General features: G+C 50.0%; 11 protein-coding genes and 1 pseudogene. 4 read left to right on the top strand and 8 right to left on the bottom strand.

Annotation, left to right across the window (positions count from 1 at the left end; all coding sequences use genetic code 11):
• Window positions 1–157 precede the first annotated feature (157 nt).
• The 4 genes and pseudogenes from ampC to QV747_RS12445 all read right to left on the bottom strand — a co-directional run.
• Complete coding sequence (gene ampC / locus QV747_RS12430; protein WP_273431338.1) at window positions 158–1,300, bottom strand: CMY2/MIR/ACT/EC family class C beta-lactamase; 1,143 nt, start codon at window positions 1,298–1,300, stop codon at window positions 158–160.
• 322 nt (window positions 1,301–1,622) lie between these two features.
• Window positions 1,623–2,270, bottom strand: a complete 648-nt coding sequence (locus QV747_RS12435) for a flavodoxin (RefSeq protein ID WP_273431340.1) — start codon at window positions 2,268–2,270, stop codon at window positions 1,623–1,625.
• Window positions 2,271–2,329: 59 nt separating this feature from the next.
• Window positions 2,330–3,262: an alpha/beta hydrolase gene (locus QV747_RS12440; RefSeq protein ID WP_273431342.1), complete on the bottom strand. Its 933-nt coding sequence runs from the start codon at window positions 3,260–3,262 to the stop codon at window positions 2,330–2,332.
• Window positions 3,263–3,330: 68 nt separating this feature from the next.
• A pseudogene (locus tag QV747_RS12445) lies at window positions 3,331–4,269 on the bottom strand (alpha/beta hydrolase); the annotation flags it as partial.
• Between the two features lie 142 nt (window positions 4,270–4,411).
• On the opposite strand from QV747_RS12445, the gene QV747_RS12450 reads away from it, so the two are divergent.
• Together QV747_RS12450 and QV747_RS12455 are read left to right on the top strand one after the other, a co-directional pair.
• The gene (locus QV747_RS12450; protein WP_273431344.1) at window positions 4,412–5,329 is read left to right on the top strand and encodes a LysR family transcriptional regulator; all 918 of its coding nucleotides are present in this window, start codon (window positions 4,412–4,414) and stop codon (window positions 5,327–5,329) included.
• Window positions 5,330–5,532: 203 nt separating this feature from the next.
• Window positions 5,533–6,150: a tyrosine-type recombinase/integrase gene (locus QV747_RS12455; RefSeq protein WP_273431346.1), complete on the top strand. Its 618-nt coding sequence runs from the start codon at window positions 5,533–5,535 to the stop codon at window positions 6,148–6,150.
• Window positions 6,151–6,258: 108 nt separating this feature from the next.
• Here QV747_RS12455 and QV747_RS12460 read toward each other — a convergent pair whose 3' ends face one another.
• On the bottom strand, window positions 6,259–6,849 hold the full coding sequence (locus tag QV747_RS12460) for a hypothetical protein (RefSeq protein ID WP_273431348.1): 591 nt from the start codon (window positions 6,847–6,849) through the stop codon (window positions 6,259–6,261).
• A 471-nt stretch (window positions 6,850–7,320) separates the two neighbouring features.
• Between QV747_RS12460 and QV747_RS12465 the strand changes: the two genes are divergently transcribed.
• Together QV747_RS12465 and QV747_RS12470 are read left to right on the top strand one after the other, a co-directional pair.
• Window positions 7,321–9,036, top strand: coding sequence for a hypothetical protein (locus QV747_RS12465; RefSeq protein WP_273431350.1), 1,716 nt, complete (start codon window positions 7,321–7,323; stop codon window positions 9,034–9,036).
• A 353-nt stretch (window positions 9,037–9,389) separates the two neighbouring features.
• Window positions 9,390–9,686 (top strand): hypothetical protein, encoded by a 297-nt coding sequence (locus QV747_RS12470; RefSeq protein ID WP_028450881.1) that lies wholly within the window; start codon window positions 9,390–9,392, stop codon window positions 9,684–9,686.
• 131 nt (window positions 9,687–9,817) lie between these two features.
• Here the strand turns inward: QV747_RS12470 and sucD are convergent, their stop codons facing one another.
• The 3 genes from sucD to lpdA form a co-directional block, all read right to left on the bottom strand.
• Window positions 9,818–10,702, bottom strand: a complete 885-nt coding sequence (gene sucD / locus QV747_RS12475) for a succinate--CoA ligase subunit alpha (protein WP_028450882.1) — start codon at window positions 10,700–10,702, stop codon at window positions 9,818–9,820.
• A 22-nt stretch (window positions 10,703–10,724) separates the two neighbouring features.
• Window positions 10,725–11,894, bottom strand: a complete 1,170-nt coding sequence (gene sucC, locus QV747_RS12480) for an ADP-forming succinate--CoA ligase subunit beta (RefSeq protein ID WP_028450883.1) — start codon at window positions 11,892–11,894, stop codon at window positions 10,725–10,727.
• Between the two features lie 134 nt (window positions 11,895–12,028).
• Window positions 12,029–13,462, bottom strand: a complete 1,434-nt coding sequence (gene lpdA / locus QV747_RS12485; RefSeq protein WP_028450884.1) for a dihydrolipoyl dehydrogenase — start codon at window positions 13,460–13,462, stop codon at window positions 12,029–12,031.
• Between the last annotated feature and the right edge of the window lie 60 nt (window positions 13,463–13,522).

Here is a 13,522-nt window from a genome sequence, read left to right on the forward strand (position 1 = left end):
AAACGGTTTGTTCATTGTAGACCAGCTGTGTTTTCACACAGCCTCCGGCCTTAGCGGTCATTCACCTGTCGTTGCAAATACGCCGACCATCTTAGTTTTCGTTAACCTCTCGATGAGCCAGCAATGCCCCAACGGAAGGTCGTAGTTGATCAAGTATTTATTGCAATGCTTCCAGAATGCGATAAGCCGCTTCCACACGAGCAGGATTGGGGTAGCTTTTGTTTGCCAACATCACAATACCGAGGTTTTTTTCAGGGATGAAAGCTACATAGCTGCCAAACCCACCGGTTGAGCCGGTTTTATGTACCCAAGAGGCTTTTAATGCGGCTTCTGGTGGAGAAATTTTAATCGCACTCTGCGGGGCAAGTGCGACTTTATTATCACTTCCTTCGATTATAGTTTTCGCTTGCACTGGCCAATTTAACATCTCCCAACCCAACCCCTGATACATGTCGCCAACATGCCAGTAACGTGACTGGGCAAGCATAATTCCCACTTTTAGCGAGGCATCTTTTACATCGGTGGGCGTCATGTTGATCTGCACCCACCTGGCCATATCCTCTATCGACGATTTCACGCCATAGCTTTCTGCATCTAGCATTCCAGGAGAAACATGAACCGCTTTCTCGCTGCGATAGCCCCAAGCGTAGTACTTTTCTTCTCGCTGCGGAATATTGATCCAAGTATGAGTGAGCTTTAAAGGATGGAATATACGTTTGATCATTGCTTGCTCAAAGTCCATGCCCGACGGTTTGACCGCCAGTGAGCCAAACAAGCCAATACTGGCATTCGCATAAAGGCGTGTCGTTCCCGGCTTCCACTGTGGCTGCCAAGTTTGATAGTAATTCTGCAGCGACGCTTCGTCGGTAACATATTCTGGCAACTGTAGTGGTAAACCACCGGCAGTATAGGTGGCCAGATGGAGCAAACTAATCCCCGTCCATTGCGTACCCGAAAGCGCTGGCCAGTATTTGTTGACTGGATCGCTAAGTTTGATTTCACGACGAGCAACGGCATCACCACCTAATACCCCTGTGAATGTTTTACTGACCGAACCAAGCTCAAAAAGAGTCTGCTGCGTAACTGGCTTTTTGCCAGCAATGTCGGCCAGCCCCCAAGTAAAGAAGTAAGGCTTACCCTGATAAATCACTGCTACCGCCATGCCTGGAATCGTCTGTTTTTCCATCAACGGAACAATGGTGCTATTAACAATGTCTGTAATTTGTTTTTCCGTTTGCGCCGCGGCCAATACGGATGTTGACGCCGTAAGCAGCAGTACAAAGGTAAAGAAATTTTTCATTAAGGCAAGCTTCCAAAATTCAGCGTTAGGGTGATGTTCGAGTCTATCAGACGCACGGAGTTCTGGAGGTAGGTAAAATTGACACTTAAGGTAGAATAGCGACGCATAAATTTTGGCTGTCGCCAAAGAAATCGTGAGTATCCTTTAAGGCCGATGTGTCGATGCCGGCAGGTGGAAAGGCTGCAAACCATCTGGTTGCGGCCTTTCGTTTTTGCGGGGCATTCTTGTGCTACTCGGCCAAAGCGGAAATGTGCTCACTTCCATCGTTGATGTTCAGTTATTTCGAACAGCGGGTAAATTGATTAGCCAAGCACGGAATCCTTTAGTGGTTAAACCACTCTCGATCTATCGCTTGAATCATTTGCTCAGGGCTTATTTGCTGCGTCATCCGTCCGCGCAACATGCGCCGATGCTCGAAGGACTTCGCTCCTCGTGCCATAACTTTGTCCTTGAATTTGGCAATGTAATCTTCACCGATATGGCTATTGAAGGTGTTGAACAGCACTACATTTTGTCCATCGAATCGGTTGTGCTCAACAAAAGCCCAAATCGGCGGAGCGGGACTATACAGCCATACAGGAGAGCCGAGGTAAACGGTATCAAAGAGCGTCAGATCGAGCGTAGACGGGCTAATTTCTGGCAAAAAATCGGGCTTGGCTCGGCGCGCATTCGCATCCTTGATTGCATGCACCAGACCCAAAGTCCCTAGTTGATAGTCTGGCGCAGCCAAAGGAAATAATGCCGCATTGAGTCGCGTTGCAATATTGCGCGCAGCCAGCGCGGTATTGCCTGAGCGCGAGTAATACACCACCGCTGTACGCGAAGTGCTCGCCTGCTTAAATTGAAAAGGCAGCATATTTTTCAAGCGCATTGCCTGCCTGCTTTCAATCCAGGCTACTGCCGACATATAAGTCATCACGAACAGAAATAACACCGCAAGCAAGGCAATTATCCAAAATATTGTCGTCATCGAATTTCTCACATCAATCTAGGTGTATTGCTGTCCTACGCTCTGTTCAATTTGGCTGTTTACAGATGCGTTTCAAAGAATGGGACGAGCTTGGCCATCGCAAGAGCAACGGGTTCAGGTTTGTCATATAGGTCATAATGCGACCAACCTTCAGCCACAACAATTTCCTTGTGTTGTGATGCTGCTCGGCCATAGATTTCCCAGCCATCGCGATATGCACCAAACGCGCCCGGCTTGTCACCAATCACAACCATCAAGGGTTGATTTAACAAGACTTCGGCTTGTTGAAAAGCGTCCCAGCCCATCGCCGCGCTATTAAACGAAAACAGAGCGCTAGTCGCGCCGCGAGCTTCTTGGCCCCGCGCTGTTTTGTAGTAATCAGTCGCTTCCAGCACATCAATATCCGTCATGCCAGCCTGACGGCCAGCCTCAACTGAGTCGGGTAGATAGTTAATCACATGGCGCGCACTACCTTGGGCTTCTGCTGTACGCTGTGCTGCCATCGCTTGCAGTGCGGCAACTGGATTGAACTGGCTAAATCCTTCACGAATCAGCCGACCGAAGTTGACGCCAGTGATCGATGCCAAAGCTTTGATGCGGTAGTCGGTCATCGCGGCATTGATCGTATATGCACCGCCACCGCAGACGCCAATCGCGCCAATTCGCTCGGTATCAACATAAGGCTGCGACTGTAAATAGTCGATAGCAAAGCGTATGTCGGAAACACGGATGGCTGGATCTTCGATATAGCGCGGTTCGCCGCCACTTTGCCCTTGGAAACTTGCATCGTACGCCAGCACCACAAAGCCCGCTTCAGCGAGTGCTCTAGCATAGACATTGCCTGCAGTTTGCTCTTTGCAGCTGCCGATGGGATGCGTACTGACAATGGCTGGATAAGTTTTACTGGCATCAAAATTGGGTGGCAAATAGAGGTCTGCTGCGGTATCCCAACCTAGATTGCGATAGCTAACGTGTTGAATGTGCGTGTGCATGATGTACTTTCCTTTATGAGTTCGGGATAGGCTGGCGCATTGGTGGTCATTGCCAGCCTCAGTCGTGCTTAGTTCAGTGTGCGTTGAAAAAACGGCACTAAGTTAGTCACGGCCTCAGCCACGTATGTGGGGATATCGTACAGCGACATGTGATTCGCGCCCTCGACGATGTACAACTGCTTGTCGCTACTTGCTGCACGCGCAATCAAGTCATCACTCATCCATTTGCTGCCGGCGACACTGCCAGCAATAGCCAGTACGGGTTGAGTTAAAAAGGCTTCGGCTTTGTTGTACGCGTCGTAGCTAATCAATAGCGTCAGACTACGTGTCAGCATAAATCCAGGTGCATTTGGATGCTCGCAGCGTGGCGTGTGGTAATACTCCCAAGCTTCGCGTAGCTCGGCATTCGGTGCGTCTTCTTCGCGCATCGGCGCCAGCGGCAATGTCGCCAATTCTGCTTTAGCAGCATCAGTGCTGCGGGCTTGCGAGCCAAAATCCAAGTAAGCCATCGCATCAGCGTCTTTCACCGTACCTTCCCAGCCGTTGCGAAACATCGAGCCAATATTCACTGCGCTCACTGTTGCCAAAGCTTTGATACGCCGATCATTGATCGCGGCATTGGCCGCATAGCCGCCGCCAGCGCAAATTCCCATTGCCGCAATGCGTGTCGCATCGACATAAGGCAGAGTCGTCAGGTAGTCGATGACTGCGCTGATGTCTTCGGCGCGGATATAAGGATTTTCCAATTGGCGTGGCATGCCGGTGCTGGCGCCTTGATATGAGGCATCAAACGCAATGGCGACAAAACCATTTTCAGCCAGTTTGCTGGCGTATAAACCTGCGGTCTGCTCTTTAACGCCACCACCCGGATGAGTGACCACAATTGCTGGGTAGCTTTGGCTGGCATCAAAATCACTAGGTAGGTGAATATGGGCTGCCATCGTGATGCCTTGGCCATTCAGATTTTGAAATTGAACGCTTTGCATGGTGATACTCCTTGTTTGACTCTGATTTAAAAACCAACCGCCACTGAGGCTATGGCTTGCTGCTGTCTTGTTGTTGAGTGAATCTTAGGCGCTTGATTGATTAAAAAGAAGAGCACAAAATAAAGCACAGTAGTAAGTAATACTTAACAATCAAGGAGGGAGAATGGATCCTTCGTTACTGCCGTCTTTAGCGTGGTTTGCGCATGTGGCTAGGCATCACAGTTTTACGCGTGCGGCCGATGAAATGGGCGTATCGCGAGCGGCGCTGTCGCAAAACCTGAAAGCGCTAGAGCGCAAGTTGGGCGTGAAACTGCTGTATCGCACGACACGTGATATGTCGCTAACCGAAGAAGGACAACGGCTATATGCCGTGCTGCAAGGCGCTTTGCAATCGATCGATGGCGCGGTGAGAACAGTGGGTGACTCGCGCGCAGAAGCATCGGGACTGCTGCGGATTAATAGCTCGCGATTTGCCGCCAAAACGCTAGTCGAACCGCATTTACCCGAGTTTTTTGCACGCTATCCAAAGCTGCAACTGGAATTGGTCATCAACGATGGCTTTGCCAATATCATTGCCGAAGGCTGCGATGCAGGGATACGCTTAGGTCAAAGTTTGGCCGAGCATATGACGGCGGTGCCGATTACGCCGCCACTCGAAATGGCAGTTGTGGCGACACCGGCATATTTTGCTGAGCATGGAGTTCCCTCTACTCCCGCTGATCTGGCCAACCATAATTGCCTGCGCTATCGATATGCCAGTAGTGGCGGTGTACACCATTGGGAGTTCGCGCCACCAGGTACGACGGGACAGGATTTTGTGCTGGAACCGATGGGTAATTACACCACGAACGACGATGAAGGCATGATCCGCGCCGCGCTACAGGGCATTGGCGTGATGCAGCATATCGAAATCACGGTGCGACAGCATATCCGCAGCGGAGCTTTGCAGCGGGTACTCCAGCCTTGGAGTACCCCGTTTTCGGGCTGCTATTTATACATCCCAACGCGCGAGCAATTACCAGCCAAGGTGCGTGCTTTTATGGACTTCATGATTGAAAAACGGGATGACTGGAAAATTTGAAGTGGAGAGCTCTAGATTTTGTGTCAGGAGATTAAAAGTAGATGACAGTTTGCTAAGGTCGATGTTCTATGGTTCTGACTGGACAATAATAGTCCGCAAATATTTCTATAACGGCCTTTCACCCCTTAAAGTATGCAAAACGATCAATCCGACATTGGTGTCGTTTGAATAATTAAACTCCTTTTAACCCCAAGGAGTTAATCATGTCTCTCGATACTCACCATGAACCATGGAATAAAGGCAAGCTTGTTGGTCAGAAACCGCCGCTAAAGCTTAAGGAAATTTGGGCTATTCGAATTCGATTGCAACTAGGTAAAAAAGTGCGCGATCTTGCCATGTTCAACTTAGCGATCGACAGCAAGTTACGGGGTTGCGACTTAGTTAATTTAAAGGTACGAGACGTTTGTCATGGCAACCAAGTAGCATCACGCGCCTCTGTACTCCAGAGCAAAACCCAACGTCCTGTGCAATTTGAAATTACAGAACCAACACGTGACGCTGTTTCTGCTTGGATTTCTCATGCAAAACTACGTTCTGATCAGTATTTATTTCCAAGTCGACAACGTCAGTTGTCGCCGCACATTTCGACTAGGCAATATGCCCGCATTGTAAATCGCTGGGTTAGTTCAATTGGTTTAGATCCAACTGAATACGGCACGCACACCATGCGAAGAACTAAGGTCACGCTGATATACAAGCGTACAAAAAACTTGCGCGCAATTCAGTTGCTGCTTGGACATGCAAAAATGGAGAGCACCGTTCGTTATCTTGGCATTGAAGTTGATGATGCTCTCGAAATATCAGAGCAGACTGAAATATAGCGAACTACCGTAGCTGGATGACAAAGGGCTAAGGCCGCAACCCGATGGTTTGCGGCCTTTCGTATTTCAGACGACGGCATCGACAGATCGGCCAAAGCGGACAAAGCTTTAGCGGGGAAAGGCAATCTTACCGCCCTCCGACAAAAGGATGGTCTGAGGCGCATATGTGGGGTTGGCGTTTGGATTTTGTGGCGCAAGCTCGACCCACGCGCTCAGCATATGCTTTCCATCTTGCATTTTTTCGAACAGCTCTTTGAAAAACCGACTAAATCCACTTCCGTTACGATCTAGTGTAAAAACTATATTTGCGGTTCTCGAGCCTGGCAGAGTTACCGCATTTTTGATGCTGATTGCAGAATTAGGCGATGCAAGAACCACAATTGCGGCATTTGTAAGCTGAACAATTTGCCGAATGCCAGATCGCGTTGGACCTTTGATTGTTCCATCCTCGTTTAAGTGAGCGTAAACGAAGAGTATTTCCGCACTCGGGATCTGATGGGCTGCCACAACCCGTGATCGCGTAAAAAGTGGCGATAGGATCTTTGCATCTTCAGATACGAGGGTACTGAGATCATCGCCAGAAAGATTCGCAAATCCGATGGTCAGTGGGATTTTAGGAAGTTCTGTAGCGGAAACAAATAACGGGGTTAGTAATAAGATAGCTAGGAGCGAATGCAATAGAACGATATATTTTTTCATAGTAGAAATATGCAACGTATACAGCCACATATTTGATTTGTAATGTGTAGAGCTCTTGATAATACAACTTCTAAGCATTGGCTCTCCATGAGAAAGATGGCGAGTGTCTGATAAAACATCAAAAATAGGACTGCGGCACTGCGTCGACACTACTGCTTTGGCATGATCCGTTAATCATTAAGGCCGCTACCACATGGTTTGCGGCCTTTCGTATTCTGGAGTCATGCTTGTGCTGCTCGGCCAAAGCCGACAATGATGTGCCGCCATCACCACATCGGTCATCTTACTTTTGCGTCAGATTCCATGTGGGTCGACAATTACCCGTCAGCTGAAGGTAGTCGGCCAAGAGCGGACGTTATGCCAAAATGAAATTTGAAAATTATAGTAATGAAATAATATTTGGCAATCTGCCCTTTTTCGTACCATCACTCCTCCATATTCAAATAAACACCAAATAATTAGGCGACACGCATGAATCTTGCCCAGACTGACTACCTGTTGTTTGGAAATTTGTTTGGAATGCCTGTGGTCGGATTTTTTGGAGGGCTTTTTGCAGCCATAGCCTATCGATTATTGAATCCAGAGATAAATGGGACTAAGTCAGTTTCTGAGGTAATCGGCTCAGCTATCAAGCGTATTTTTGTGGGGGGGGTCATAGCTTTTGCTGTTCTTCTTCTTGCTATTCTCTCCGCCATTCCGTATGGGGGAGGGGGCTCCGGGCTTATTTTCGGCTTTCGAGTTGCATTAGTACTCGCACCATTTTGGGCTGCCTTTGCAGTTGTTGATATTCATTCAGATCCAACAAAGGATGATGCCGAACGAAGTGAGTCGGGTGACCATTCGAGTGAAAAAAGGAAAGTTCTTATCGGCATAATTCTAGCCTGCCTTTCGGTTGGAATAGTATTGAAAGCTATGTTAGCTAAGCCGCCACCTTCTGCCGAAGAAACTGAACAAAAAAAGCGTGACAAACTGCGTGAGCTTGCTATGGCTCAATGTACTCGCGAAATTCAGAATGTTGCTGATGAATATAATATCGATAGCCTGTTGCTTGACGCGAACAAAGTTAAAGAATCCACTTTGATTTCTTTGCTCGGGGACAGGGGCGTTAGGTTTGTGGAGTTAAGAGCAGGTCGACTCAAAGGGCGAGACAACCGAGGCGAAGAATTTGACATGTGGGGAGTAGCTCAAATTAACGGCGATGAATATAGTCGCCTTGAAATCGAGGCGGATTCACAATACGTGAAATTCGATTTGGCCAAAAAAGGAGATCCTCGGTGTAGAACGTATTCATCACCGTTTAGCATGCAAGACAGCCCCCACTCCCCATTTGCACCAAACACATGCCTTCGTGCAATCCCAAATAAAAAATCTCTCGCATCTCACGCAATAAAAGCCCTCCCTGCAAATGACGGCACTGGATTTATCCGGTGGTCCTTAGTAGAGCAATCCACAGGTAATGTACTTGTTGCATTAACCTCATCGGATTCGCCAAATAATCCAGATACGAATGAACGTGGCTCCAAAAATGAGTGGAAAATCGCCAAGTTTGGAGCTGTCAATTGTGGCAATCCATATTTTAGTCTGACCAATGCGATAAAAGGTTTGCCGCAAAATACAAGACAGTCATTATCGCTGGTACGTCGAGTGATTGAACCCAAGATTGTTGATTTGACTTCGGATGCAATTATTTGGTCGGAGATACGAGTCGACGAAATCGAGGCTCCCGACGCTGGCACAAGAGTGGGACAAGAACGGACCTCCGCATGGGGGGGAGACTGGGAAATCGCCTACCGAAAAGCTGAAGTTGATGGTTTTGCTGATGTTGGCGATGAATTGATCGATTACAAAGCCGGTGAGTTGCTCTCATTGTCATTGAGGGAGTTGAAGTACAGCGAAAAGTGGGTGTCGAAAAGTGTAGGGGCATCGTCTAGTGGTTTTGTCTTTGTCTTTGTCTTTGAACACCCTAATGGAATTCGCCTCGTTCGATTTGGTATTAATGGAGAATTGCAGTGGCAAGGAAAAATACAAGTAAATGGTCGTGACAACACCGACTCCACAAGGCCGAGCATAATAAACGTCAAATGGTCAGGCAGTGAGCTGCGGATTTATGTTAGCAGAAGAAGCGGAAATCGTAGTTCAGATTGGTTAATACGGATTCCAAATTCAACAATCGGCGTAGGAAAATAGTTGTAACCACTTAGTAACTATTTGAAGATAGAGTGTAGTGGCAGAGTGATTTCGGCCATCAATCAATAGGTTTTGACTGGCCGCTTTGGCCGAATTACAGACAAAAAGAGGCCGTTCAAATCACCAGAGCCACCACACTACCAGTAACTTTGTTCGACCGATAACCCAGCGCAATTTGTTCTCCATCCTCAGCTTAAAACTGATACTGCATTCGGATAAAACGAATAGACACGTAAGCCATGCGAATTTATGCTCGAATCATGTATGGCGCGCTTTAGTTGTAATTTAGCTTGTGCCACGCAAGCACAGTGCGCCCGCAGCCCCAAGTACAAGTTCAAAAACAGGATCAAGCCATGGCTAAATATCAGTTTTTCCAACGCGGCAGCGGCCACAGCAAAGAAGTGCGGTATTTATCGACTGAGCGTAGCGATTTTCTCGCGGCCAAGGAAGCGTTGTTGGCGGCTGGTTTTGAGGTGCATGGCGATATGATTTATGCCGCTGACGACGCGAGCGCGATTGCTCATTTCAATAGCGGCATGATTTATCCGCTAGAGGAATACAACAAAGCCCACAGCATGGGTGGTTTGTATTATTTTCTTACCGGCATTGCGAGCAGCATTCGCCAGTATTGGGCGCGCCGGGCCAGCTGATTGAAGACTAAGCCGCGAATACCCACCCGTGGTACTCACCTAAACACCAATATTTGCTTTACGTTCAAGCAAATACCCATAAAAAAGCCACCCGAGGGTGGCTTTTTATTTAGATCAATTCAACGCTTGAATTAGATCATGCCTTTTGATTTCAGCAATTCAAACATGGTTTTGCCGATTTCAGCTGGGCTGCGGGTGTAGGCGATACCAGCGCGCTCGAAGGCTTTGAATTTCTCTTCAGCAGTACCTTTACCGCCAGAGATGATCGCGCCAGCGTGGCCCATACGTTTGCCTTTCGGCGCAGTAACACCGGCGATGTAACCAACAACTGGCTTGGTTACGTAAGATTTAGCGAATTCTGCCGCTTCTTCTTCCGCAGTACCGCCGATCTCACCGATCATCACGATCGCGTCAGTATCAGGATCGTCTTGGAACAGTTTCAGTGCGTCGATGTGGCTAGTGCCTGGGATTGGGTCGCCACCGATACCGATACACGTTGATTGGCCCAGACCCAGAGCGGTGGTTTGCGCTACCGCTTCGTAAGTCAGTGTACCAGAGCGTGAAACGATACCAATGCGGCCTGGGTTGTGGATGTGCCACGGCATAATGCCGATTTTGCACTCGCCCGGGGTGATGATACCTGGGCAGTTCGGGCCGATCAGGCGCACGCCAGCTTCATCCACGGCTTTTTTCACGTACAGCATGTCGATGGTTGGCACGCCTTCGGTGATACATACGATCAGTTGCACACCCGCATCAACCGCTTCCAAGATTGAATCTTTTGCGAAAGCTGCAGGTACGTAGATGACAGAGGCATCGGCTTGAGTCTGCGCTACGGCGTCGCGCATGGTGTTAAATACTGGCAGGCCAAGGTGCTCTGAGCCGCCTTTACCTGGGGTAACACCACCCACTACTTTGGTGCCCACTTTCAGCGCTTGCTCAGCGTGGAAAGTACCATTCTTGCCGGTGAAACCTTGCACCAGCACTTTGGTGTCTTTATTTACTAAAACGCTCATTTTTTTTCCCTTTGTGCTGAGATTACAAAGCCGCAACTGCAGCGACGATTTTCTCGGCTGCGTCGTTCAGACCTTGGGCAGAAGTCAGTTTCAGACCTGATTCGTCAAGGATTTTCGCGCCCAATTCGGCGTTATTACCTTCCAGACGAACCACTACAGGTACAGTGACGTTTACTTCTTTCACGGCCGCGATAATCGCCTCAGCAATCATGTCGCAACGCACGATACCACCGAAGATGTTGATCAGTACGCCTTGTACTGAGGTATCGGCCAGGATCAGTTTGAAGGCTTCGATGACGCGCTCTTTGGTTGCGCCGCCACCAACGTCCAGGAAGTTGGCTGGTTGGCCGCCTTTCAGTTTGATGATGTCCATCGTGGCCATCGCCAGACCGGCGCCATTCACCATACAACCGATATTGCCTTCCAATGCCACGTAGTTCAGATCGAACTCAGAGGCTTTCACTTCGCGCTCGTTTTCTTGCGATTTGTCGCGTTGTGCCAGCAGCGCTGGGTGACGGTACAGGGCGTTTGAGTCGAGGTTGATTTTGCCATCCACGCAAGCCAGCTCGCCGTTTTCACGCAGGGCCAGTGGGTTTACTTCGAACAGGGCGAAGTCGTTGGCCACGAAGGCATCGTAAGCGCCCAGCATCAGTTTGGTGAACGCGCCGATTTGCGCGCCTTCCAGGCCCAGCGCAAAAGCGGTTTCACGCGCTTGGTATGGCTGCATGCCAACCAGTGGATCTACTTCAACTTTGATGATTTTTTCTGGGGTTTCTTCAGCCACTTTCTCGATCTCAACACCACCTTCGGTTGAGGCCATGAATACGATGCGCTGAGTACCACGATCGACTACCGCGCCCAGATACAGCTCGCGTTGTACTGGGTACATGTCTTCACACACCAGTACGCTGTTCACCGGCTGGCCGTTGGCATCAGTCTGGTAAGTAACCAAGTTGGTGCCGATCAGGCGGGTAGCTTCAGCCGCTGCTTCTTCACGGCTTTTTACTACTTTCACGCCACCGGCTTTACCACGGCCACCCGCGTGCACTTGCGCTTTCACCACGGCGAATTTACCGCCCAGCGTATCGTAGGCAGCCGCGGCTTCTTCAGCAGTGTGCGCCAGAATCCCTTTCTGGACTGGCAGACCATATTTCGCCAGCAGTTCCTTGGCTTGATACTCGTGCAGATTCATCTCAATTTATCCTTTGTGAGGAGTGTGTTTGGGGCAGCTCACGCTGCCGTTTCGTACTACGTAGGCCAGACAGTGTCCGCCTGGCCCATTACAATCGGGTTAACTCAGGGTTAAACCCTTTGGATTCGCTTGGCTTAAGAGTGCAGACCGCGCTTGTCGCAACCGAGCGCCGCTTCGTGCATGGCTTCGGCCAGTGACGGGTGCGCGTGCACGATGCGGGCGATGTCTTCGGCCGAGGCGTTAAATTCCATTGCCACGACGGCTTCGGTAATCAGCTCAGACGCAAATGGGCCGATGATATGCACGCCCAAAATGCGGTCGGTTTTGGCGCACGCCAGCATTTTCACAAAACCGGCAGTCTCACCCAAGCCCAGCGCACGGCCGTTCGGGCTGAATGGGAATTGGCCTTTTTTGTATTCAACGCCTTCGGCTTTCAGCGCTTGCTCGGTTTTACCCACCCAAGCCATTTCTGGGCTGGTGTAGATCACCCAAGGCACGGTGTTGAAATCAATATGTGGGTGCTGACCCGCAATACGCTCCGCCACGGCCACGCCCTCTTCCGAGGCTTTGTGCGCCAGCATCGGGCCACGCACTACGTCACCAATCGCCCACAGATTAGGCAGGCTGGTGCGGCATTCGCCATCCACCACCACGAAACCACGCTCGTCCAGCGGCAGGCCAACGCTGTCTGCAGCCAGATTCCAGGTGTTCGGTACGCGGCCGATTGAAACGATCAGCTTGTCGAAGGTTTCGGTAAACGCATTGCCATCGGCGTCGCTGTATTCCACGGTGACGTCGTTCGCGCCCTTGGTCACATTGCCGATTTTCAGGCTGGTTTTGATCACCAGACCGAGGTCTTTGGTGAAGATTTTGTGTGCTTCTTTGGCGATGGCTTCGTCAGCGGCCAACAAGAAACCAGGCGCGCCTTCCAGAATGGTGACTTCCGAGCCCAGGCGTTTCCACACCGAGCCCATTTCCAGACCAATCACACCCGCGCCAATGACGCCCAGACGTTTTGGTACGGCTGGAATCGACAGCGCGCCTTCGTTATCCAGCACCAGTACGTTATCGACTGGGGCTTGTGGCAGCTGGCGTGGGGTAGAGCCGGTAGCCAGAATCACGTGCGTGGCTTCTACCACTTGCACTTGCTCGCCATCCGCCACTTCCAGTTGCCATTTGTCGCCGTTGCGGCCCACGATCTTGCCGTGGCCATGCAGGCTGGTCACTTTGTTCTTTTTGAACAAATAACCAATCCCTTGGGTCAGCTTGCTCACGATGCCGTTTTTGCGCTCGAGCATGGTGCCCACATCAAATTTCATGCCTTCCACGGTAATGCCGTGGGCGGCGAATTTGTGCTCAACACGCTCAACGTTTTCTGAAGATTCGAGCAGGGCTTTGGATGGAATACAACCCACGTTCAGGCAAGTGCCGCCGAGTGACGCTTTGCCTTCCTTGTTTTTGAATTCGTCGATACACGCGGTAGTAAAACCCAGCTGTGCCGCACGAATCGCCGCCACATAGCCGCCAGGGCCTGCGCCGATTACGATGACGTCAAATGATTGTGACATGTTTTTTCCTGTGTGCCCGGCTGGACAACCAGCCGGGGTATCTCATTACAAGCAAACAGG

The sequence above is a fragment of the uncultured Chitinibacter sp. genome, from assembly GCF_945957625.1.
GTDB classification, from domain to species: domain Bacteria; phylum Pseudomonadota; class Gammaproteobacteria; order Burkholderiales; family Chitinibacteraceae; genus Chitinibacter; species Chitinibacter tainanensis.